Genomic DNA, 23,785 nt, shown 5'->3' with positions numbered 1-23,785 from the left:
TTGAATCATTTTTAAAGGGTTCAATTACAATCTTGAAACCAAGTTCGAAAGGTGAAATGTAAAGAGTTAGAGAAAAGAGACTATACAAGTTTGAGTATTTGATGATTCCAAGTTATTTCATTCTGGCGTAAATGATTCTTTTTTATCGAGATGCATTGGCACATAATTTTGAATAATGTATGGAGTTATTTTTCGTAAAGTTTCTCCATTTATCGGATGCAGACCAGGAGCTGTAAAAAATTCATGCTCATTACTTTTATTTTTAAAATACCATACCAAGGGTTTGCCATCTTCTGAAAAAAAATCATAGGCCGCATTAACTTCTACTTTTCGCATATTATTTAATTCCATCTGGTCTAATGGTTTCACTTGGGTGCCATATTTAGATAAAGGGCCTTTGTTACATGAAATTGGAATGTAAATCGAATCTGCCCAGGTCATGCATTTGTCAACCGCAGAGTTATTGTTATACTTGAAGTCAGACCATTTTTGAAAAGCAAAAAACAATAAAATCAATCCAAAAGCAATACTTATATTAATAATTAATTTCTGTTTATCAATTCCATTAATTGGAGGTTGTTCAATAACTGCGTCCCTAGGTTTACTTTCTGCGTAGTCTCTAAAATCTTCATAGCCCAAGTATTTGCAAAATAAATCGATACTCTCTGCTTGGGGCACACCATATTTAGTCTTTTTATTTATGTATCTATCGTAGGCTCTTTCAAGAGTTCTAGAGCTTAAATCGGTTTGATTGCTGATGTGATTGGATAACGCAAATTTTGAATGAGAAGCATGCTCCTTCTTTGCTTTTTTAAAAACCTCTCCTATAATTTCCTCTACTATTTTTTCATCCATTAGCTTAAAAATACAAATTTTAACCAGACACAAGTTCGACATCGCCTCCTGTCAACCATTGATTTCATTGATGTCAGTTAAATGACGAAAACAAGTCGATTCTTTGTCTGCAATCACCTCCACACCTTCAATTTACTTTGTTCCCAAGAATGATTCACTATGCATTGCTAACATAGTATTTCTAGAAAAATCATTTTTACGGGAATCTATAATGCGGCCAGTATTTAGCCAATTGGAAAGTAGCTGAACGCTGCCGCATAAGATTTCCACTTTCCAAAAAACGGAGTACTCCAAACTCTTAAGGAGTTGGTAAAAATGAATCTGAGAGAATCTCGGACAGCCACTCCTTTATCAAATTTTAAAATAAATATTATGAAAAAAATAGTAATAGCCTTAATGGCAATAGTTTTTAATACGTTCTTATTTTCTTGCACCAGCGATTCGATTGCTGAAGAGGATACTCTTTATGATATACGAGCAACTGAAGGCGATGATGGTCAGGTTGAGGATGATAGAGGGAATGGATAAATTCCACCAATTAACATAGAAAGGGCCGTACAAAACTGTATGGCCCTTTTTATATACATTTATAACAAAATTTTAAAGTGTTTAGAATACGCATAATACTGATTGTATACGGCTTTATATTAATTCTCTCTTGTACCCAAAAGGACCGCGTTAAGAATAAGTCTTTCTATAATAAGATTGGATATGAAAATTTAAATAAATCAAAAAGTAATAAACTTGATATTGCTGAACGTTTAATGCTGATAAACGAAAGTTTTGAGAAAATTAAATTAGAGTCGCCAGATTCGATTTCACTTGCGATTATTTCTCAAAAAGGCAATCTTCATTATTTAAAGAAAGAAAAAGACAGTGCATTTTATTGCGATAAATTATTGCTTAAAACTTCCTCATCTATAAATAGCTATGCTTTTGCAGGTAAGGCACATTTTAATATTGCCTTATATTTTAAAAGTAAAGGCATTTATGATAGTGCGTTTTATCATTATAATCAATCAAAAAACAATTATTTAAAGGTTGCTGATTTTAGCCAGGTTGGACGGCGGTTTTTAAGTATGGGAGTAATTCAACAAAATAAGAGCGACTATTTTGGAAGTAAGGAAACCGTCACAGAGGCTTTAAGTTATTTACAAAAGGATAACGACGTTAAATTTATGGCTTCTGCATATAGCATATTGGCAACAAATCATAGGAAACTTTTAAACCACTCAGATGCTATAGATTACTATTCTCAAGCAATCAAGATAACAAACTCAGAAAAAGACAAGTTAATTTATAGCAACAATTTGGCGGCTACGTATATAGATAATGGACAATATGACCAAGCAATTAGTTTATTGCAGAAAATAGCAAACGATTCTATTCTGATTAGAAATAAAAAAGAATATGCCAGAGTTTTGGATAACCTCATTTATGCCCAATGGCATAATGGAAATTTTCCAAAGACTAAAGACTTCCTAGAATCATTGAAGATAAGGCAACAAAATAATGACAAGCGAGGTCTGATTTCCAGTTATACGCACTTAGGGGAATTCTATATCGAAAAGAATACTAAAATAGCGGAATCCTATTTTGATTCCGTTAGGCAGCTGTCAAAAACTATACAAATGCCGCGCGCAGAAAAAGATGCTCTTAAGTTTTTAATGCAGCTACAACCTCAAAATGTAGGCCTTCGGGATCGTTATGTTTCGCTGCAAGACAGTCTCTATGAACAAGAGCTGAAGGTGAAAACCCAATTTGCTAAATACAAATACGACGATAAACTCAAACAGGAGGATATTTTACGTTTAGAAAAAGAAAAAGTCGAAAACGAATTGGAAGTTACCCAGCAACGTAATCTAAAAATAAGTTCCTATGCTATTGGTGGTCTTCTCCTATTAATATCAAGTTTTGTAACATACTTTTTTGTGCAACGATCTAAACGTTTAAAACAACAAAATAAAACAGCGAGATTAGAGGCTAATTTCGAAACCGAAGCAGAATTATCTAGAAAGTTGCACGATGATTTTGGGGGAAAATTAAATCACGCTATGTTATTATTGCAAAGTGAGTCAAATAGAGAGGAAGTACTTAACATAGTAGACGGACTATATAACCAAAGTCGAGACTTTTCAAGGGAAATTAATGATGTGGATACAGGACCAAATTTTAAAGATTTCCTTTTTGGTATGATGGGCAACTATTCTAAGCATACAAGGCTTATAGTTTCTGGTAGCACTGAGGTGAACTGGCTAAGAATATCACCTTTATCAAAGAAAACACTATTTAAAGTGCTTCAAGAATTAATGATTAATATGCAGAAGCACAGCAATGCTACTTTGGTTTCTTTCGCCTTTAAGCAAACAAAGAAAATGATAAAAATCACTTATACTGACGATGGGGCTGGTGCTTCAAATGAAGCATTAAATCTTAAAAATGGTCTTTGGAATACAGAAAAGCGTATTGAAGCCATAGGTGGAACTATTATTTTTGATTCGGAGAAAGGACAAGGCTTTGAAACCCGAATAGAAATCCCGAATTAAATAGTAACGATAATGTTTAAAAAAATACTAATCGCTGAAGATTTTCAAGACACCAACAAGGGTATTGTTGATGCACTTGAAAGTAGGCTGCAAATCGATTTTATAAAAGAAGAACTTTACTGTGATAAGGCTTATAATAGGTTCAAAGTGGCATATGAAAAAGGAGAGCCATACGATTTATTAATTACCGATTTAACCTTTAAAGAAAGTCATGTAAATCGAAGATTAACCTCGGGAAAAGAATTAATAGTTGCTTTAAGAAATATTGATAAAAACATTAAGGTAATTGTTAATTCTATGATAGAAAATCCGATAGAAATAAACCAGTTGTTTTCTGAGCAGAGAATAAATGGTTATGTCTGCAAAGGTCGTCATAGCTTAAATGAATTAATCGATGCTCTTCAAGAAGTATTTCAAAACAGAACGTTTGTTTCTCCCCAATTAAATTTAAATACGGCCAGCAGTGTTTTCGAGATGGATAAATATGACCTCATGATTTTAAAAGATCTTGCCGAAGGTTATACCAAAAAAGAGATTTCAGAAAAGCTCAAAAAACAAAATATCTCCCCCAATAGTGAAAGCACCATAGATAAAAAGGTAAGCAAACTATTTGACGAATTTGGGGCCAAAAACACCCATCATCTAATTGCGAAACTGATTAAGCAGGGTAAAATTTAGCTCGCACCCCAATTCTTTATTAAAGAAATTTCAATGCCTTATAGATATCTGTAAGGCATTGTCTTTTAATGACTTTAGATTTGGGTATTATTAATCAAATACTAAATTATTATGGCAGTTAAACATACACCTACAAAAGAAGTTCATAAGGGTTCAAAAGGTGGAACTACTGGTTGTGGTTTTGACACAACTGAACACCCAAGTCATTGGGTAAATGCAAATGAGAAAATCACATGTGGTAAAAATGGATGTAAAAATTAGGTCATTTTAAAAAAAGAGAATTAAAATGGAAAACCAAACTCCGCTTGAAAAATTTGTGAATACTAAAGAAGGTTGGGATGATAAACACATTCAACTTGCACAATTATATGAATTGAAATTAATACATAAAAAATTGGAAAGAAATCGGTCAAATACATCAACATTGGTTTGGTGGTTAATTGCCTTTCCATTAATAACTATGCTGTTAATTCTTGGATTTGGTTTAGGGTCATTTACATAATCTATTAAGATTATGATCTCTAATACTAACCATTATTCGCACTATAAACTTTTGAAAAGAACGGTTCTTAAATCGTTCTTTTTTTGCTTTACAGATATCTGTAAGGTATTGCCTTTTATTGGTTATAGGTTTGAAAATGTCAAGGATAAACCATACTAAATACTAATCAAAATTTAAAAATGAGTTTCTTAAAAAGTGCCATAAATCAAGTAGGTCGTGATATGGGTAAGGTTGTAAGTAACCAGGTATTTAATAATAGTCATTCTACTCCGTACAGAAGAGTAAGTCAAAATGCAAGATTAAAAACTACTGCCCAAAATAAAAGTCTAAAATCAGATTTTGATAAGGCTATTGACTTTCAAACAGGTCATAGACCAAGTACTTTAATTGCCAAAATATCGGGTGTTTATACGGTTATTAAAAATGAAGCAAATCAGTATATTTCCGATGGTTATTTAGATACTTCCGAATCGGCAAGTCTTTTTGAAATGATGAATCGTTTTAACATGAAGATAGATGATGTCTGCGATGTTTTGGAAATTGATGAAGTAGCAAATGAAAAGGAGATTAATCAACTTATTACTATTGTAGATAAAACTAACAAACTATTCAAAGAGACTTTAAAAGTTTCGGCGGATGGGTGCATTGAAAGAAAATCTGAACATGAAATTGAAGCTACTAAGATTGAAAATGTTAGCTTTCTAAACTATGTTGGTCTTCATCTAATTTGGATGGGAAAATATGCCAGAGGGCAAGAAAAAAATGTTTGGAAGGCCGTTTTAGCCAATATATTTGACATCATTACAATTACTTTCCCTGTTACCAGGGTTTATCTTTTACTAAAAGGTGTTTTCACCTTTCCTTCAGAGAGTAAAAGGCGCATAACCCTTAAAAATGCTCATAATAAATTAGCCGAGTTAGAAGGGAAACGAGCTGAATCATATTTAAATATTGGATAATGAATCGCTCGAAGTAATGCTACTGCATAATTGAATTCGTTCTAATAAATGTCACTTTAAATGAAAGTTAGTACCCAGAAAAAGATAATCAGGTTTATTGCATTAATAAGTGCAATAGCATTATTTATGGCGTTATTAAATATGCCAAAGCAGTACTATTTAGTACTAAGGATAATAGTTTTTGTAGGTGCAATAGTGGTGATTCTAGAAAATATACTCAAAACCTATATGGTGCTGATTTTTTCAATAATTCTGATCCTGTTCAACCCGATATTCCCTATATATCTCTACGAGAAAATATTATGGATGCCCTTGGATTTTATTTCAGGGGTACTGTTTTTATATGTACTTAATGGGCGCAAGAATAAATCAATAGAAGACGATTCAGCAAAACCAAGAAAAAAGAATTTTGAGCGAGATAGAATTGTATAAATCATCTTAATATGGAAAAACCTGAAATATCAATAGAACTAAAAAGTCACTTTCTAAGACTATATCAGATAGCATTGTCTGATGAGGATTTTGACATTCTAGAAATGCGAATGCTTTATGAATTTGCAGAAGAAAGAGGGGTTTCAAAAGAACAATTAAATGAATTGTTATTGAGTCCTTCGAATTATTCATCAGTTCCAGATTCGCAAGAAACACGAGTGGAATATTTATATGATTTAGCAGTAATGATATGGGCTGATGGTAAGGTGACTGAGGACGAGTATAACACCCTAAAAAAATATTGTAAAAAGTTCGATTTCCTAGAGAATAACATTGTTCCATTGACTGATTTTCTGTTGGAAAATGCTAAAATCAATACAAGTAAAGAAGAGATTTTGAAGAACCTGAATACGTAATCAAATGGAAAATATTAAAAACCTTTTTACCCTTAAAAAACCTATACCTCAAGAAGAAATTAAGGAGGGTTTTGATGAAGAACTCAGAGATCAGATTAGGGTGACATATTATCAAAGTGGTTATGGAGCTTCTGTAAAAGCCTCAGGCGAACCAGTAACTTTTGGAGTAGGTTTAAGAAATTTGTATAACAGTTTTGAAGACCAATGTAGGAAACAGCTGAGTGAACAACAAAGACTAAAACAACCTTATATAGAAGAACAAGAGAAGAATAAAACAGAACTGAAGAAAAGAGATACCGCAATAAGTATTATTGAGGATCAAATTAAAAATACATCGCATTTAGTAGAAGAGAAAAAGTCAGACATGATTAATGTAAGACTAAATCCAGAAAAATATGGTATAGACGCTGATAAGCGACCTAAAGCGCAATTCTATATTGGGCTACTCTTATTGCTGCCAATCACCATATACTTATTTGTATTCTACATTTCAGCATCTTATTCCAGTTTTTTTAAAGATTTTGAAACTGCTAGTTTAACAGCAGCAATTTTCGATGCAAATGCTTTTAGTAAGGCTCTTTCTGATGGAATGCTCGAAGCAATATTTGTTGGTACCATTCCATTTGTTTTTATGGGGCTAGGTTATTTGGTTCACATGTTTCATAAAATAAAAGGCTGGCAAGCAACAATGAAATTAGTAACACTATTTATCCTTACGTTTCTGTTTGATGTAATATTAGCTTATTTAATAGAAAAGAAAATCTTCACTTTTAATGCTCTTGTAGGTCAGGAGTTCACACCATATGATGCTATCCAAAGTGTGAATTTTTGGGGTATAATCTTCGCCGGTTTTGTGGTTTACGTTATTTGGGGTTTAGTATTTGATTTTATAATGAAAGAACACGAAAATGTCGATAAAATAAGAGCTTTTATTAGGGTTAGAAAAGATGAGATAAAAAATCTAGATGCAAGTCTTGAAGAGCTTAAGTCGAAAATTGATTCCATAAAACAAGCTTCTATTGAATTTCAGGGTAAAATTTCTGAATTACAAACTAAAATAGATGGCTTTATTTTTCCAGTCAAAGAATACCTGCATTATCACTATCAATATAAAGAGGGTTGGTATCAAGCTATTAATTCAGAACTCTCATTCCCATTAAAACAGTTAGAGGCTATTCGCAATCAATGTGAAGGAATTGAAAAGGAACATTTAGAAAATCTAAATTTAACCGAGATGGACTTTCAAAATTTAATATTCACTACAAATTAAGATAATGAGGCAGCATAGACTTTTAGTTAACCTATTGATTCTTCTTCTCATATCTTGTGGGGATGAGCCTAAAGAAGAAAAGACCGTTTTTGAAGGGAGTTCTGTTCAGAGGGAAAAGGAACCCGCAAACCTTAATGTCAGCCTTTTGTTGGATTTGTCAGATAGAATTGACACCGTAAAATATCACAACGAGACAATGGAATTTTACATGCGAGATATTGGCTATATAGAATCAATTTCTAACGCTTTTATAAACCATTTGAGTATAAAGAAAAAACGAACTATTAATGACAGAATTGCTGTATACTTTAATCCAGAACCAAAAAATCAAAGAATAAATAGAATTTCTAAAGATTTAAAATTTCATATCAATAGAAGTAATGCTACACCAGAATTATTTAATAATGTAAAATCAGTTTATTCAAATGAACCTAGAGAAATCTATGAGCAAACCTTAGAAGATGATAAGTATGTAGGCTCAGACGTGTGGAGTTTTTTTAAAAACAAAGTCAAAGATTTCTGTATTGAAGAAAATTCAAGAAACATCCTGATAATTTTAACTGATGGGTATTTGTTCCATATTGACAATATCAGAGATGAGAATAACCTTTCAACGTATTTGACCCCTCAGTCCATTCAGGAAAATAGATTAAATAAGGCTGACTGGGAGCAAAAATTCAATGACAGAAACTATGGCTTTTTATCCGCTGCAACTGACTTAAAAGATTTAGAAGTTTTGGTCCTTGGAATAAACCCAGCTAAAGGAAATGTTTATGAAGATGATATTATAAAAGCGTATTGGGAAAATTGGTTTGATAAGATGGAAGTCGGTTATTATGAGTTGAGAAATGCAGACTTACCTTCTGATATGGAAAAAATCATTAATGAATTTATTAGCAAGAAATAGTCATTTACTACTTAAACCAAAGGACTTACAGTTGTCTTTCGTGAAATTTAGATTCCTCATTTCAGTTGAAACTTCAAAAAAACGGGTAAATGATCCGAAAGCTTTCTAGCTTTTTCTAGATTATCACAAGCCCTAACAAAATCGAGCACACCACTTTCTGTTTTCAGCAAGGAGTCAGAATAAAAGACATTGTCAATAGGATGGTTGCGATATTCAAAACCGTCACAAGCCTTTTTTAGTGTTGTTTTTTGATTAGTTATGGCGGCAGTAAACCCTTTGGTTTTAAAAGTGTCAAATACAGATTCAGCTTCATTTACATTAAAATCTCCTGCTAAAATCAAAGGGGAAGAAGAAGAATTGATGATATACTTTGTCAAGGCTTTAATTTCTGCTTCTGGATTTTTGTTATAAGGCCTAGAGTGAAAGTTAATAACGGTTATTTTTTTATTTTTCATATAGAAGTCTATTAAAAAAGGTTCTCTATCAACAAGGGTATCCAATTCCTTAATCAGTTTGCCTCTATTTTTTATTTTTATATGTTTGGTTTTCCAAACTACAGCATAACGTTCTGTAACATATTTTGAACTGTTGGTAGGGTCACTTATCACATAATCCCATTGAGCACCTTTTCTATTGAGAATATCGGCTAATTTAGCAACTGCTTGGGCACCTCCGTAACCTGTAACGACTTCCTGTATTGCTACTATATCTGCTTCTCTTAAAATGTCGGCAATTTCATCCAATTCTTTACTATTCTTTGTCTTGCCAAAATCTTGAATATTCCATGAAATAAGGTTAAAATCATTCTGCTGTGAGAAGATGATATTGGAAAGAAAAAGAAATAATATTAGTACGGCTTTTTTAAACATAAAACTTAGCTTAGAAAGTTGCAAAGCTAACAAAAGTTGTGATTTATGAATTACGCTTTTCTGTAAGAAAAAAAATACAATAATTTCTATATTGCGTCTTCGGTTATTAAAACCATATGCCACACCATTTTTGAATTTTGACAATAGTTACTAAGAATGATTCATAATTACATGCGAATATACTCTAATTGTTAAGTGGGTATATATGTCGAAAAGCATAGAAATTTATTTTACTCCTATACTAATAAAAACAGGGCGAATGAAATTAGAAAAATTAGAAATTAGAGGATTTAGGAAGTGTTTTACTATTGATATTCAACTTGGTGATGCAACTTTTTTAATTGGAGAAAACAACGTGGGAAAATCCTCCATTTTAAGAGCAATAGAATTGTTATTAACAGCAAATACACCTACAGAGGATGATTATTCTAAAATTTTCAATGTAGATACAAATTGTGTAGAAAATTCAAGTACAGAAATAGTTCTTGTCGGAACATTTACTGATGTTACCCTAGATGCAAATGGTTGGATTGGTTTTAAAGGCAGGGTTTTTATTGAAAATGAAAAAAGAAAAATAAAGTATAGAAAAACTTTCTCAACTAATAAACCCAAATATGAAATTTGGGAGCAAAATAAGGAACTAAAACCAGTTGTTTTTGATGCAGCCAAAATAACAATTGATTCAATTATTGAAAGTGGAATCGAGGAAAGTGTGGTCAAAGAACATTTTAAGGATATTGGTAACTCACAAAACCTTACAATAGCAAAGTATAAAAATTTACTGGATACATTTGCTCCGGCATGGGACTATAAAGAAACTTTTAACTGGATTAATAACCCAGGGGGTATTCCTCAAAATGTCATATCCAAACTCCCAAAATTTATATTAATACCGGCAGAACATAAAGCAAACGAAATAGACAGTGACAAGAAAACAGCTCTCGGAGAAGTTATGTCTACAATATTTGATGATGTAGTTGAAAGCTCAGAAAATTTTGACAAAGTAAAGGAATACTTTGGCGAATTAGAAAAAGAGATAGATACAGAAAATACTGAAACGATTTTTGGGAAATTAATGGTTCGTGTCAATACTACAATCAAATCAATTTTCCCCGATTCTGAAATACATGCTAAAGTAAATCTTTCAGATCCAAGTAGTTTTTTAAAGCCAAAGTATGATATTAAATTAGGTTCTAATATTATGACCGATGTATCATATCAAGGAACAGGTATGATACGCTCAACTGCATTTTCTCTGCTTAAGTTTAGGGAAGATTGGAAAAAGGAACGTAATGGAGACTTAAGAAATTTAGTTATTTGCTTTGAAGAACCAGAGCTCTTTCTACATCCAAATGCCTCAAATCAAATGCGAGATACAATTTATGAATTAGCTGGTTCTAGTAATCAAATAGTTTGTACGTCACACTCTCCATATATGATTGACCTTTCAAGAGAAAAAGAAAATCAAGTCATCAATAACATTTCTATACAAAGTGACTCATTTGTAAAGTCTACGGCTTTTTCCGTCACCGAAAAGTTTCTTGAACTACAAGGCAATGATAGAGATTACGTTAAAATGCTTGTGAAGATTGACGATTATTTTGCGAGAGCATTTTTCTCAAAGAAAATTGTTATTGTAGAAGGTGATACAGAAGATGTTGTTTTACGAAAAACAATTAGTATTCTACCGAAGCACACCAAGGACAGAATTGTATCAGATTATCAATTTATCAAAGCAAGAGGAAAAGCTACTATTCCGCCACTGCTTCGATATTTTAGTTCTTTGGGAATAACGGAGTATTTTGTCATACATGATAGAGACCAGGGAAAATCAAGAGCCGAAGATGTAAATCCAAGAATTTTGAAAGCTTTGAAATCAGAGGAGAAAAGAGTAATGTTGGAAGAAAACATCGAAGATACTTTAGGTTATGACTCACCCTCAAAAGACAAACCATTTAAAGCGCATTTAGAAACTAAAGAGTGGAAAAAGTTTGAGGATATTCCTGAGAATTGGAAAACAGTAATAAATAAGGTATTTGCTAATTATATATAGAAAACTAATTGTCTAAATTGTAAATGTAACGTAGTTGTCCACAGCTTTTTGAGAGAATTCAGACGAAACCCTTAGTGTCCTTATATTATAAGAGTTTAAGACCTAAATAAAATTCAAATGGTAGATAAAATAAAGTGTCCTAATTGTGCACACGAATTTGATGTCGAAGAAGCGCTGTCAGGTAAAATGCAAGCCCATTTTAAGGCTGAATACGAACGTAAGGTGGCCGAGCAGGCAGAAATATTTAATGAAGAACGTAGTAAACTAGCCCGAGAAAAAGAGGAGTTTGAACAGAAAAAGGAAAAAGAGAATGAACTTTTCAAAGAAAAACTGGAACTACGCTTAGCCAAGGAATCTGAGAAGATTCAGAAGCAGACCAACGAAACGTTTGAACAACAACTAAAAGCGCTACAACAAGAAAATGATAAGAAGAAAGAAGAAAATCGTGCTTTAAGAGCGCAAGAAATTGATTTGCTAAAAAGGGAAAATGAACTAAAAGAGAAAGCTGAAGACCTTAAATTAAATGTTCAAAAAGAGTTACTGGAGAAGCAAACGGAAATAGAAGATAAGGCGAAGGCCAAAGAACGAGAAGCAATGGCTTTAAAAGAAAAGGAATATCAAAAACAGCTTGAAGACCAAAAGAAGCTTATTGATGAAATGAAGCGAAAAGCTGAGCAAGGCTCTATGCAAATGCAAGGAGAAGTTCAGGAATTGGCACTTGAAGAGCTTTTAAGAAACGCCTATCCTTTTGATGAAATAGATGAAGTTGGTAAAGGTGTTCGTGGTGCAGATTGTATACAAACTGTCATAAATTCACTTCAACAAACCTGTGGCTCAATAGTTTATGAAAGTAAGCGAACTAAGAATTTTTCAAACGATTGGATTAATAAACTCAAACAAGACCAAATTAACTGTAAAGCAGATATTGCCGTAATCGTTACGGAGACATTCCCACCTGACATGGATAGGTTCGGAGAAAAAAATGGAGTATGGATTTGTGGTTTTAATGAGGTAAAAAGTGTTTCCTTAGTTCTAAGATCTCTATTGCTAAAAACACAGTCTATAAAATCTTCTGATGAAAATAAAGGAGATAAAATGGAATTGCTGTATTCTTATTTAACAAGTAATGAGTTTGTACAGAATATTAGTAGGATAATTGAAAATTATGATTCAATGATCAAACAATTGAATTATGAGAAAAAAGCAGCATTCAAAAATTTTGCAACCAGAGAAAAGCAAATTTGGGGAGTTCAAGAAAATATAAATGTACTGTTTGGTTCAATTAAAGGTATTGCTGGTAATGAATTGTCAACTTCAGCGATTTTAGAATTGCCTGATTCGACAATCGATGAATAGAGAATCTAAAAGCACTCTGGAAATTGCAGTTTAATATAAAGCCAAGGAAGTATTAGGTTTTTAGTGATAATTAAACTATAAAATGTCAAAATTAATCAGGTTTGCTATGCTAATATTTGCTTTAGGAGTAAATCCTATTTATGCTCAATCTTCAGAGATTAAAGTCATAAAAACGAAAAGGGAAAATATTCAGAGATTAGTTCGTGCCTACCAAGACTCCCTTGCAGATCTTGATTTCATAATATCGGAATTAGAAAGTGGTAATTCTGTAGACTACTCTGAAACTACTTTTTACAAAAAATCCAAGATTAAGAATACAAATGTGGTATCCAAACTTCCCTCGAATAGCTCTGGTAGTAAAACAGCGGAAATAAGAACTTCTAGATATCAAGTAAAATCCAACTCTCCCAAATACGGGACCAAAATCTTAAAAAAGAAATCAACAAGGCTTTCTTCCAAAACGTCTAAACCTGTGATTAAAAGCAAAAAATCTAAAAGAAGGGTCGGCGCGATATGTAGGGATGGAACCAGGTCTTCTGCAACTGGTAGAGGAGCTTGCTCTCATCATGGAGGGGTAAGTCGTTGGCTTGTTCAATAATATAAGTTTCTATTTAGTAGGTAATCGTACAATAATCAAAGTTTAAATAAATCTTAAATCAAAAATATGTATTTAGCTATCGGAGCTCCTCAATTAATATTATTATCTATCGTTCCTATTGGAATTTTCATTCTTGGATATGCGCTTGGAAAAAAAGCCGGGTACATAAAAAGGGTTAAAGAAACAGAAAATAAAGCTTTGAAGGAATAAGGTTCAAACAAGTAATCAATCATATTTACTAACTAAAATTCAAAATTATGGCTTATCATTCTATTATGAGCGACGTTCATCATGTATATAAGAAATGTACAGTTGGAAATAATATAGAAAAAGATAATTTAAGAAGCGGTACAGGAGGCAAAAGACTTTGTAAAACCTGTCAGGAAATTAGAGATGGAAAGAGGTCTAGATAGAAAGTTCAAATAAACTATGATAGAGTTGAAACCAGAAAGAATCTTAAAGGAATATTCAGCTGTCCTATCGCGAGCCTTGACAGACGTTTCAAAAACTGGACCGAAAAATTATAGAACTATTGAATTGGCATTAGATGAATTTCAAGGTCTTGGTATCGATGCAATAAAAAGTACAAAGACCTACCTTAAGCTAATTGATTTGTTTCTGTCATATACGGACCCCTGTGTTTATTGGTTTGAGATTAGGTCACCCACTGAGGTCAAAGGCATTTGGAATAGTTTTGGAGAATACAAAGCAAGAAAGTTACGAACTGTTCCCTATAAAAAGAAGGTCATGCCAGAGGACACCAATGTCCTCTATCTAGGAAAGGTTAAAAAGGGTTTGTTGAGAAGGTTAAAAGAGCATCTGGGATATACCGACTCGGTGAAAACCCAGTCTCTTCAGCTCATTCATTGGGCATTGGGATATGGCATTAAAATTAAAATTCATGTAATGGAATTTGAACAGGAGACTTCTAATTTAGTGGGAGTTTTTGAATTCAAATTAGCAAGGGAAATAAGACCATTATTGGGACGGCACTCCACTTAATAAGGTTCAAATAATAAACTCTTTACAGAATGCACCTTTTGTAAAGAGTTTATTATATGATTTGATTTTTAGTATCTTCGATTAAAAGAAAATTATAGCAAAAAAATGAGCGAAATAGCAAACAAATTAGCACAACTAGAAAATCGTGGTTACAAAAAATCTACAGATGTCCTTGGTGAGTATCATAAAGGGGCAGACTTGTATTCCAAGCGATTGAGAGATGGCGTTTACGTTATTTTCAGTCACTACAATAAAGGCAAGAAAGAATACCTTCAAGGCTTTGATTGTTGGTTGAGCCTTTTCAATTCTATACCAGATATTGGTAAAACCAAGTCAATATCAACAGACACTATTAGATTATCTTTTGATTTTAAAGAAGATTGGAAATTATTGGCTTCCAAGATTGAAGCTGTTCAGAGTGCAATTGTTTAACTAAGCAATCTTTTGTTACTTAACAATCCCTTTTACCTCCCGATGAATCTTCTCAAAATTCTCCTCAAGTTTTTCCTTTAAATTCCGCCCCTGCAAAGGCAACTTCCTGACAATTTTGGGTGTTTTGAATAGTACCTTTTTATCCTTGCCATCCGCAAGCACTACAAATGCCCCTTGTTGCAGTCCATAGAATACATCGGCACGGGTCTTTGCCACTTCGCGTTCCCCTTTGGTCACACGAGTGTCAAAGTTGAGGTTGTAGCCCTTGTTGACACTTTTGGTCTCCTTCTTTACGATTTCAAAAAAACGTTCGTAGTATTTGGCGGTATCGGGGTCGTTCGCCTTGCCAAAAAACTGATAGGACAAATTGGCCAAAATCGCCTTGCTGGCCATAGGCCCGTAAATCATATCATTTTGAATCTTGTCTTGCAATACGTAAACTGTGGCAATATCGTAGCTGCGTAAAGTGGCAGGAATACGGTGCATATTCAGTAATCGCAAAGTCGCGGCTTCTTCCATCAACAAAAAAGAAGGGTTTTGATTGCGTACGCTCATCTGTTTGGTAATTGTGTGAATGATAGTCGCAATAACCGGAGAAAGAAACGTTTCGATTTTTGGGTTATTGACCACAGAGACGACCGCCAAATTATCCTTGTGATTGATGTTTAAATCAACTTCATCGGCGGATAGTGCCATAAAGATCCGTTGGGTACTGATCTTTTTAAAGGCATTGGCCAAGGTACTTTTGACCCCGGCCGTCTGCCGTTCGGAATCCGCACCACTGATAAAAGCATCGGCCATCGCTTTCGAAGTAACATTGTCGGATAGGAATTCAATAAGTTGGGCAGTATTCAGATGTTGATATAGGGCGATCAAATGGGGTAGGGTACAGAATTTTTCAAAATCGGTTTTCAAACGCCATATCATTCCCCCGACCAGACCCTCAACCACATCATTAAAGAATCGGGTGGTAGCGTTCATATTGTTGTCCTTCTGTTCCAATAGATTTTCCACCAGCACCCTTGAAAGCTCGTTGACACTTTCCTCATCGGGCAGGTATCTTGGCGCAATGGGATTGACCCTAGAATGAATGGTGTCGAATGAAATGATAAAAAAGGGAATATCGCATGTACTGAATAGGGGGTAGGCCATTTCGGTAATTTCAAAATCTTTGTAATCATAGATGACCCCACTGAAATTCCATTGACTAAAATGATTTAGAAGCGGATAGACCACACTTTCCGTTTTGCCACTTCCCGCAGCCCCGATAATGGCAATTCCCCTGCGGATGTTTTCCAAAAGCAGTTTCCCTTTTGAGACTTGAAGTTTGACCCTATACCTACCATTCGTATTCGATTCGCCCTCCTTGGGAAAGAAAACATAAAAGAGGATGTTGATAAACGACAAGGGCAAACCAATTATTAGCAGAACCGAAAGGAACTGCTTTTGATCCGAGGACTTTGACCAAGCCCAGAACAATCCAAGCCCGATCCAAAGGATATTGACAAAGAACCCCTCTTTGATAAAACGCACCAAAAGGAGGCAGAGGCCGCTTCCAAAGAGAAGGGATAACATCACACTACTAAAATTTAATTCTTCCATGGCTTTGATTTAAATTCCTATTGATCCCGATTCGATGGCCCGTTGCATTCCCCGTCTCAATCTGTGAAACACTTTTAAGGCCAATTGCACTTTGTTCGTTGGAATGATAGGAATTCGCATTCCCGATTTTGAAAGTAGTTTAAGGGCGAGGGCTTTTTCGTTGGTGGGCAGGTTTCCCAAGAGCATCCGAAACAAGGCCGGATTTTTGACCAAGGTTTTCTTAGCGGTATAGGTCTCTACAAAGTTCCGGTTGTAACCAAATACTTTATCAAAAGTCTGTTCGGCCTTTTCATAGAATTGATTGCGATGGAAACCCCGCAGTACTTTTTTACCGTGCATTTCAACATCCGAAGCCTTGTATTTCGATCCAGGGGAAAGGCTAAACGAATTGGTCACATCCTTTCGGCTAACGATGATATGGATGTGGGATTGGTTGCCCTCTTTTTTCATTCCGGCCACGATCAGTTGGCCATCGATCTGATGGGGTGCTGCTTGTCTTAAAGCTGTGATTTCCTGTTCCAATTTTTTAATAGTTCCCTTCAATTCCCCACGCGCCACTTTTCGGATATCGTTCTCCAGTTTGGCAATTTGTTTTCGGTAGGGGGCATTTTCCAGCACTTCTTTTTCAAAACCACGATAGGTGCGTTCGTGTTCTATTTTGGCGAAGTATTTTATCTGGTCTACCGTTACCGGTTTTTCTCGGTAAAAGGATTTGGCGTAGTCTTTCATTAATTCCCTTGTATAGGTTTTCAAAGCTTCTGGATTGTCCGCTATTTTTTTAAGTTCCCTTTGGCTTGGACTGACCACGACCGAATAAAATTTGGGTTCGATTTTTTTGAGTTTTGCGGTATTGGCATCGATTTCAGAAACGACTTTATCGGGGGAAATCCGGTCCTCGGTTTGGTTGAAAAAGTGCTCTTGATTTTCTTGCTCCAGACCTTCGTTTTCCTTTTCGAGATAGGCGACATAATCCGCTGCGCTGTTCGAATAAGTTTGACCTATTTTTTGTGGTGTAATCGCTATATACATATCATGAATTTTTTAAGCCCCTTTTGAATCGGGCGAGTTCTTCTCGGGTGATTTCCAATTTTAAAAAGTCCTTTCCGAAACGGTTGCTGACCAATTCGACCCGTTCCAAAACATATCGTAATCGGTCTTTGGTCTCGGATAGTTTTTCCTGGGTTCGGTCATAGTCGATTCTTGAAACGGTGTTTTTTTCGGCTGTGGATTCTTGCTCAGATTTAGCCACCTTTTTCGGTTCCAATAATTTGGGCGCGTACTTTCTGACTTCCTCTTTAAAGAGGGATTTCAGCATGGCCTCGATATTCATTATCGGAATATTCTGAGACTTCTCGACGGACTTGATAATCGCGATTACCGCATCGATTCGCTTGCGGTTTTTCTTCTGTCCAGCGATTACATCTTTGCCGAAACGTTGGTGGGGCGAATAGTTGTGCCATTCAAAAAAGTCCATCATCGCCGTTAAGGTATCCGCATGGGAACGGGCTACTTTTTTGGAGAAGGCGCGAAAGCGGACAACGACCTTTGCCCGTAAGTTCAAGGCCAGGTAGTCGTACTTGTATTTGTTTTTTACCTTCATTTTGCAACAAACTTTTTCAATGTTTTAGGGGTCTACCGAATGTTTTGCAACAAACTTTTAACCTATTCCTAGACCGAATTCAGGTCTAAATCAGCGATAATCAATTCATTTTCAAGGCATTGAAAAAGAAATCAAACATTATAACACCGCCTTGGCGTGTTATCCTCTTGCTATTCCTTTTTCCCCCGCAGGGGTCAAAAAAAATACCTTTCCCTCAAGGTAAAGGCTCTTATAGCTACTAGGCTTGAAACACGGTTTTTTAAGAATGAGAAAGATTCTTTTTTAAGGAATCCGTATTGAATATGGAAAAGCGTTGCATTTCCTTAAAGGGAAAAAGGGCAACTTTTGCAAGTCGCCCCATTCTCCTATAATCTTCTTTCATTAGATAGTGAACATGAATTTGTAATTGTAAAGATTCTTGATGGCCTCCTCTTCCAAAATTTCTTGATAGTCCAAATGATTTTCTTGTGCGTACCTTTTCATTTCAGGACCGAATTTTAGTTCTACTTCTTTCTTGGATTGCTCCATCAATTTTTCCTGTGTATCTCCGTCCAGATTATTGAAATTCAGACGAAACGGTATATCTATATTTATGTCCATAGCGTTTGATTTTACAGCAGTCCGTTATCCGCAAAACTGTAATAATCCCCATTTGGGGCAATCAAGATATGGTCTAGTACTTTGATGTCTAAAAGCTCTGCAGCCCTTTTGATTTTATCCGTTATATCTCTATCCGCTTGGCTAGCATTTAACTTTCCACTGGGATGGTTGTGCGTTAGGATTATGGCGACCGATAACGATTTTAGCACCACCGCAAAGAGTAGTCTAATATCTATTATGGTAGCTGTGATTCCTCCCTTTGAAAGTTGGTAAATTCCTTTTACCTTATTGCTATTATTCAACAACACTACTTTGAAAGATTCGTGCAAACCTATCGTGTCGGAATCCCATGTTTCGATAAGCATTTTAGCCACATCTTTAGAGGATTGGATTTTGAGCCAAAACGGTGAAGTGATCCGCTCTTTATAGCTTACTTTTATTTCATTAACTTGTGATTTCATTGCTTTTGTATTAAGAGGTATTAGTAATGAAAAAGAGGGCAGAACTTTTCCGAGAGATGCCCTCTTTAATTTCAAATAGTCAATTCATTAGGCTGCCTTGTTTGCGTTCTTGGCACCCAATAACAAAACCTCACTAACGATTACTTCGGTGATGTAACGTTTTTCGCCTTCTTTGGTCTCATAGCTTCGAGAGGTCAATTTTCCCTCGATGGCAATTTCCTTGCCCTTGCTTGCATACTTCTCGATAATCTCGGCCGTCTTATTCCAAGCCACCAAATTATGCCAGTCCGTAGTTTGTACTTTTTCGCCTTTGGCGTTCTTGTAATTTTCATTAGTTGCCAATGAAAAACGGATTACTTTTTTACCGCTTTCCAAAACGGTCATTTCGGGGTCGTTTCCCACATTGCCGATTAACTGTACTTTGTTTTTTAGATTACTCATAATTGAAAAATTTAAAGGATTACTATTTGAATCACCCGAACCCTTCGAGTGATTTTTGAATGATTTACTTATTATATCTAGAGCGCTTTCCCCTTTTTTTGTTTTTAACTTTTGTTCCGCTTCCTTTTTGTTGATTCTGTACGTTTTCATGATTTCTGTTTTTGATTTACTTCCCATAGTGCCGTCGCGATTCCCTTTTTTTTGATGCTGTACTCGTTACAATATCCGGGCTTGGTAAGGCGTATAAAAAAGAGAACCCCGCAATAAGCGGGGTCCTGGTTTATGCCGTCGTCCAAGAACGGATGTTGTTTTTTGCTATCTAAAAAAAAGGGAAGTCGGGGCGGGACGGTATGGAAATCAAAAACCCATATCTGTGAGTACAGACCCAACTGGAAGCGGAATAGAAACGAAATATAATTTTCCCATGAAGCGAACGTGATGCCAAAACTTTATATTGGGAACACAGCGCTTTTGTCATTTCTGGCTGGAGAGGCGAAGTGGAAATCTAAAGTTTTGGCATCTTGTTCAAGACTTGTGCAGATAAAGCTTCTTTCCTGAAATGGAGTTTTTACGAAATGCAAGGGAAGGTGCTGAATCGATTATGTAGCCGTTTCTAATCTGAAGTTTACATTCGTGTTGCTATAATACAGCAATCGATATTCAACAATCTACTTCACTAAACAAGAAGCAATTAAAAATATATAATCGTAAATAAGCTTTGTGCATTAGATACCTGAATCCGGTCTACCCTTTAAGCGGACTTCGATTTTCTTTTTCTTAGCGGTTAGGCGCTTCATTAAATCCATTAGGTCTGTATCCTTTGTCTCCTTATAAATTTCATTTATTGCCAAAATAAGCCGCTTTGCCTCCCTAGAGGCCGTCACCCTATCGCTCGTGGTCATATTACTCATTTTGGCCTTTTCGAATTCTTCTGCTTCTTTTAAAATATCCATAGTTACTTTGAGACTTATTTGATGTTAATATCCTACCCTAAAAATAAATTTCACTTCTTGCGATGATTCATAGTCCTTAAAATACCTAATCGACAAGAAAGAAAACTAAGGTAGCTTATAGATTTTGTATATCGTTTTACCGATTTTGACTTTTGTACTCCTTTGTTCTCTCATCATCGATTACGCCCTTCCAATTCATCCCATAGGCGAAATCGTAAGTATTGCCTTCAGTATCGGTATGGCATTCCATGTCCTGCGGAACATCTTCCTTTTGAAGTTCGACAGTTTTCATATTGGCAGGCATCTGAAATGGTAAAAGACCATTGGGTTCGCTTTTGCCAGAGATAATATCCAATAGGGCTTGATCTTGAATACCGAAATGCACTAGTATTCCATCTACTTTGGTTTCAATCTCTGAAAATATCATTGGATTATTCGTATTGACACAAACGATAACTGGTTTGCCACCCATGACCGAAGAAGTTTCATTAACCAGATTCAGGTCGTGGATATTTTCTGTTTTTATCGATTTGTTTTTGTAAGACCGATTGGTAAAATCCTCCAAAGGATCCCCTCCGGCAATACTTGTTTCTCTGGCGTCTACAGCCGTGTAATCGCTATACTGTAGACTAATGGGTACATAACCCGTACCATTTGAAGCTACATCTGACTTATCATAACCGTTTCCGGGTTTCGGATTGTCTATAAAAACAAGGGCAAAGTCAGCTTCTTCAGGAGATTCTGAAATATTGAAATACTTTTTTACAATTTCCAGTTTCACGGGATAATCCAATTTTTCAGTAATAGGAGCTCCCAATAAACTTCTTCCTGCGGGTGTAAAACGCTTCGGTATGTAAACAGTTGATTTTTCAGGAAGTGGAAGAACGTTTTCTTTATTCTTCAGCATTACAACTGATTTTAGCTGCGCCTCATATCCGGCAGCCATAAATTCAGGATTACCAACAATAGTAGCCGTTTCTGAAGTATCGAGATACGGATTTTCAAACAACCCAGGTCGAATAATATTTTTGAGCAACCTCACAGCCGACACTTCAAAACGAGACCGCATGGCCTCTTCTCCCATTTCTTGAACACCCATGTTATAGGCTTCTATTACAGGGCCAGAATCATTATTTCCTCCAAACTGATCCACACCAGCTGTTAAGACCTTATAATGCCTTTCCGCTACAGACAAATGCTCAACACCCCATGGTTTTCCGCTAAAGAACGAATCGAGTGCCGTTTCATCTCCCGTAATGAGCCAATCGGTGCAAAGAACTCCATCATAGTTGTATTTGTTTCGTAACAGATCTTTGATAATATAGGAGTTATAACCATTACCGACGTTCTCGTTGTTTTTAGTGTCCTGATTAAAAGCGATAGTGTAATATGGCATTACTGCGGAAGCCATTTTCGTTTTTCCATTAAGTTTAAACGCCCCCTCTATAAACGGCATTAGGTGTTTCTCAAAGTAATTACCAGGATATACTGCATATTTTCCTATGCCGAAATGGGCATCCCTTCCTGCCTCTCCCGTTCCACCACCAGGCCAATGTTTGACCATCGTATTCACACTTTCAAATCCCCAGCCATCAGCAATCTCGTTATCTCCGGTTGAATTCTGAAAACCATCAATGTAGGCGCGTGCCATATCCGTCGCTAGTTTTGGGTTTTCACCAAAAGTGCCATTAAACCGCATCCAGCGCGGATCGGTAGAAAGATCAATCTGCGGGGATAATGCTGTAGTAATCCCTAACGCGCGATATTCTTTAGAAGCAATTTCTCCAAAATTTTCTACTAGATCAACATCAAATGTTGCAGCTAGTCCAAGCGTTGTAGGCCACATAGAGATATCACCTCCGGCACCTGCGTTGAATTCAGCATCGGCTTTGGATCTGTGTCTAGGATCCGAGCTTGTATTTACTGGAATACCTAAGCCAATTCCCTCGACCAAAGCCTGGGCTTTATTGTTCCATTCTGCTGCAATTTCAGGGCTCTGAAACCGCGTCATCAGCACATGTCTAAGATTGTTGTCAACTAAAAACAACCTTTGTTGATCTGTGAGATCTGAAGGGCTTGCTCCACTTTCGTCAAATGATTTTTTACCATACGTACCTGCAAAATATCCTTGTGAACTTGCTGGAATAGCCTGATGTTGGCTATATAGCATCAATCCTGCGATTTGGTCAATAGTCATTTTTGAAGCCAAATCAACCGCCCTATCGTGAGCAGATAAGCGCCAGTCTTCATACGGATCGAATATGCCATTTTTATTCAAATCTTTGAAAGCAAATCGATCAACTTCGAGAAGGGTAATACCAGACTCTTTGTGGTATTGAAGCGTTGAACCACCTTTATTGGTTATTGTGAGCAAATTGCCGGATGCTTTCTCTTCCCAATTTTGACCACAGGAAACGTTTATGAGAAGAAGAACTATAAGTAAACGATTTATTATTCTCATTATTTAATGTTTGGTCACTATGTTTGTTAAGGTAAATAATTTACGTAGATAAATATATGGCAAGTTGTGCAGAAAATAAGTAAGTTTCTTCGAATAAGCCTCTAGCTAAATCTTTTCGTGTTTTATTCTAATTTCCTATCGAAAGACTCCGTTTCCAAAGAATAAAATAACGGTTGTAAACTGAATAATTTGATGACTTCACAAATAGGCCATAAACCTCTTCTTAAGCAAGAACCGCTTTGTTGGTCATAAATAGTGTTGCTGACAGGTTTTTATTCCATTTTCAGTTCATTGATGTTCACGTTCAACTTTATGGATTCTCTTTTACTCTCCGCTCCGTATTGTATTTCAAATTCTTTTTTTGCCTCCTTGATTCCAGTCCATTTTTTAAACTTTGGATTATAAAAAGGCCCAATTTCAAAAAGATTCTGGAGTGGTTGCTCATCGTACTCAGAAACTGCGATTAATAAATTATGAGAAGCTTTGTGCCCTTCTGAGATTCCTGCACTTCCACTTCCGTTATCAATTTTATAAATTCTGACACGTAAATTATTCTCTCCGTTTTCTCCAATTAATTCAGAATTATTTAAAATCTTGATCAGTTGAGAATTTTCAGACTTTGCAATTTTCAGTTTATCCTGACCCCAAGATATTTGAACTAAGCAAATTGTAAATATTACGATTAATGTTGATTTTATTTTCATTTTTCAGTTTGTTGCTAACGGTCACGCTTATGAAACCTAGCGATTAAAAAGACGCTAACTTGGCGGACTTAACAAATATACATTAAGT

Annotated in this window: 27 protein-coding genes; 16 read left to right on the top strand and 11 right to left on the bottom strand. The window is 35.4% G+C overall.

The features are described 5' to 3' along the window. Positions 1–117 precede the first annotated feature (117 nt). The gene (locus tag BFP75_RS06455) at positions 118–855 is read right to left on the bottom strand and encodes a hypothetical protein (protein ID WP_099544426.1); all 738 of its coding nucleotides are present in this window, start codon (positions 853–855) and stop codon (positions 118–120) included. 372 nt (positions 856–1,227) lie between these two features. Here BFP75_RS06455 and BFP75_RS21770 point away from each other — a divergent pair, with 372 nt between their 5' ends. The 10 genes from BFP75_RS21770 to BFP75_RS06410 all read left to right on the top strand — a co-directional run bounded on the left by BFP75_RS21770 (position 1,228) and on the right by BFP75_RS06410 (position 8,565). Further along, the gene (locus BFP75_RS21770; protein ID WP_165776556.1) at positions 1,228–1,383 is read left to right on the top strand and encodes a hypothetical protein; all 156 of its coding nucleotides are present in this window, start codon (positions 1,228–1,230) and stop codon (positions 1,381–1,383) included. Positions 1,384–1,460: 77 nt separating this feature from the next. Further along, positions 1,461–3,401 (top strand): hypothetical protein, encoded by a 1,941-nt coding sequence (locus tag BFP75_RS06450; protein WP_099544425.1) that lies wholly within the window; start codon positions 1,461–1,463, stop codon positions 3,399–3,401. A gap of 12 nt (positions 3,402–3,413) precedes the next feature. Continuing rightward, positions 3,414–4,079 carry a response regulator transcription factor gene (locus BFP75_RS06445; RefSeq protein ID WP_099544424.1) on the top strand — a complete coding sequence of 222 codons (666 nt, stop codon included), beginning with the start codon at positions 3,414–3,416 and terminating at the stop codon, positions 4,077–4,079. Positions 4,080–4,190: 111 nt separating this feature from the next. Further along, a complete protein-coding gene (locus BFP75_RS21765) occupies positions 4,191–4,340 on the top strand; it encodes a hypothetical protein (RefSeq protein ID WP_099544423.1) in 150 nt (49 codons plus the stop codon). Between the two features lie 25 nt (positions 4,341–4,365). After that, entirely contained in the window at positions 4,366–4,581 is a 216-nt protein-coding gene (locus BFP75_RS06435; RefSeq protein WP_099544422.1) for a hypothetical protein, read from the top strand. Between the two features lie 179 nt (positions 4,582–4,760). Then, positions 4,761–5,540: a hypothetical protein gene (locus BFP75_RS06430; protein WP_099544421.1), complete on the top strand. Its 780-nt coding sequence runs from the start codon at positions 4,761–4,763 to the stop codon at positions 5,538–5,540. Positions 5,541–5,600: 60 nt separating this feature from the next. After that, complete coding sequence (locus tag BFP75_RS06425) at positions 5,601–5,972, top strand: DUF6804 family protein (protein WP_099544420.1); 372 nt, start codon at positions 5,601–5,603, stop codon at positions 5,970–5,972. Between the two features lie 11 nt (positions 5,973–5,983). Next, complete coding sequence (locus tag BFP75_RS06420) at positions 5,984–6,388, top strand: hypothetical protein (protein WP_099544419.1); 405 nt, start codon at positions 5,984–5,986, stop codon at positions 6,386–6,388. Between the two features lie 4 nt (positions 6,389–6,392). Then, positions 6,393–7,658 carry an ABC transporter permease gene (locus tag BFP75_RS06415; protein WP_099544418.1) on the top strand — a complete coding sequence of 422 codons (1,266 nt, stop codon included), beginning with the start codon at positions 6,393–6,395 and terminating at the stop codon, positions 7,656–7,658. Between the two features lie 4 nt (positions 7,659–7,662). After that, positions 7,663–8,565 (top strand): hypothetical protein, encoded by a 903-nt coding sequence (locus BFP75_RS06410; RefSeq protein ID WP_099544417.1) that lies wholly within the window; start codon positions 7,663–7,665, stop codon positions 8,563–8,565. Positions 8,566–8,621: 56 nt separating this feature from the next. Here BFP75_RS06410 and BFP75_RS06405 read toward each other — a convergent pair whose 3' ends face one another. After that, positions 8,622–9,578, bottom strand: coding sequence for an endonuclease/exonuclease/phosphatase family protein (locus BFP75_RS06405; RefSeq protein ID WP_240531716.1), 957 nt, complete (start codon positions 9,576–9,578; stop codon positions 8,622–8,624). A 115-nt stretch (positions 9,579–9,693) separates the two neighbouring features. Here BFP75_RS06405 and BFP75_RS06400 point away from each other — a divergent pair, with 115 nt between their 5' ends. The 6 genes from BFP75_RS06400 to BFP75_RS06380 all read left to right on the top strand — a co-directional run bounded on the left by BFP75_RS06400 (position 9,694) and on the right by BFP75_RS06380 (position 14,875). Beyond that, positions 9,694–11,487: an ATP-dependent nuclease gene (locus BFP75_RS06400; RefSeq protein ID WP_165776555.1), complete on the top strand. Its 1,794-nt coding sequence runs from the start codon at positions 9,694–9,696 to the stop codon at positions 11,485–11,487. Positions 11,488–11,604: 117 nt separating this feature from the next. Continuing rightward, positions 11,605–12,843 carry a DUF2130 domain-containing protein gene (locus tag BFP75_RS06395; RefSeq protein ID WP_099544414.1) on the top strand — a complete coding sequence of 413 codons (1,239 nt, stop codon included), beginning with the start codon at positions 11,605–11,607 and terminating at the stop codon, positions 12,841–12,843. Positions 12,844–12,925: 82 nt separating this feature from the next. Then, a complete protein-coding gene (locus tag BFP75_RS06390; protein ID WP_206073499.1) occupies positions 12,926–13,441 on the top strand; it encodes a DUF3761 domain-containing protein in 516 nt (171 codons plus the stop codon). A gap of 66 nt (positions 13,442–13,507) precedes the next feature. Continuing rightward, on the top strand, positions 13,508–13,651 hold the full coding sequence (locus BFP75_RS21760; protein WP_165776554.1) for a hypothetical protein: 144 nt from the start codon (positions 13,508–13,510) through the stop codon (positions 13,649–13,651). 219 nt (positions 13,652–13,870) lie between these two features. Continuing rightward, positions 13,871–14,443, top strand: coding sequence for a hypothetical protein (locus BFP75_RS06385; RefSeq protein WP_099544413.1), 573 nt, complete (start codon positions 13,871–13,873; stop codon positions 14,441–14,443). A gap of 105 nt (positions 14,444–14,548) precedes the next feature. Further along, entirely contained in the window at positions 14,549–14,875 is a 327-nt protein-coding gene (locus BFP75_RS06380) for a hypothetical protein (protein ID WP_099544412.1), read from the top strand. Between the two features lie 15 nt (positions 14,876–14,890). Here the strand turns inward: BFP75_RS06380 and BFP75_RS06375 are convergent, their stop codons facing one another. The 9 genes from BFP75_RS06375 to BFP75_RS06330 form a co-directional block, all read right to left on the bottom strand. Then, positions 14,891–16,477 (bottom strand): type IV secretory system conjugative DNA transfer family protein, encoded by a 1,587-nt coding sequence (locus tag BFP75_RS06375; RefSeq protein ID WP_099544410.1) that lies wholly within the window; start codon positions 16,475–16,477, stop codon positions 14,891–14,893. 9 nt (positions 16,478–16,486) lie between these two features. Beyond that, positions 16,487–17,506, bottom strand: coding sequence for a MobB family relaxase (mobB, locus tag BFP75_RS06370; protein WP_099544408.1), 1,020 nt, complete (start codon positions 17,504–17,506; stop codon positions 16,487–16,489). Position 17,507: 1 nt separating this feature from the next. Further along, positions 17,508–18,077: a BfmA/BtgA family mobilization protein gene (locus BFP75_RS06365; RefSeq protein WP_099544406.1), complete on the bottom strand. Its 570-nt coding sequence runs from the start codon at positions 18,075–18,077 to the stop codon at positions 17,508–17,510. A gap of 381 nt (positions 18,078–18,458) precedes the next feature. After that, positions 18,459–18,677, bottom strand: a complete 219-nt coding sequence (locus BFP75_RS06360; RefSeq protein ID WP_099544403.1) for a hypothetical protein — start codon at positions 18,675–18,677, stop codon at positions 18,459–18,461. Between the two features lie 11 nt (positions 18,678–18,688). Beyond that, a complete protein-coding gene (locus BFP75_RS06355; RefSeq protein ID WP_099544401.1) occupies positions 18,689–19,138 on the bottom strand; it encodes a RadC family protein in 450 nt (149 codons plus the stop codon). 87 nt (positions 19,139–19,225) lie between these two features. Then, positions 19,226–19,579: a single-stranded DNA-binding protein gene (locus tag BFP75_RS06350; protein ID WP_099544467.1), complete on the bottom strand. Its 354-nt coding sequence runs from the start codon at positions 19,577–19,579 to the stop codon at positions 19,226–19,228. 725 nt (positions 19,580–20,304) lie between these two features. Next, a complete protein-coding gene (locus BFP75_RS06340; RefSeq protein WP_099544397.1) occupies positions 20,305–20,532 on the bottom strand; it encodes a hypothetical protein in 228 nt (75 codons plus the stop codon). 136 nt (positions 20,533–20,668) lie between these two features. Continuing rightward, positions 20,669–22,993, bottom strand: coding sequence for a glycoside hydrolase family 3 protein (locus tag BFP75_RS06335; protein WP_099544394.1), 2,325 nt, complete (start codon positions 22,991–22,993; stop codon positions 20,669–20,671). Positions 22,994–23,265: 272 nt separating this feature from the next. Beyond that, a complete protein-coding gene (locus tag BFP75_RS06330; RefSeq protein WP_099544392.1) occupies positions 23,266–23,697 on the bottom strand; it encodes a hypothetical protein in 432 nt (143 codons plus the stop codon). Positions 23,698–23,785: the final 88 nt, after the last annotated feature.

Origin of the sequence: Maribacter sp. 4G9 (assembly GCF_002742265.1) — a bacterium.
Classification (GTDB): domain Bacteria; phylum Bacteroidota; class Bacteroidia; order Flavobacteriales; family Flavobacteriaceae; genus Maribacter.
This window is presented reverse-complemented; position numbering and strand designations above follow the sequence as displayed.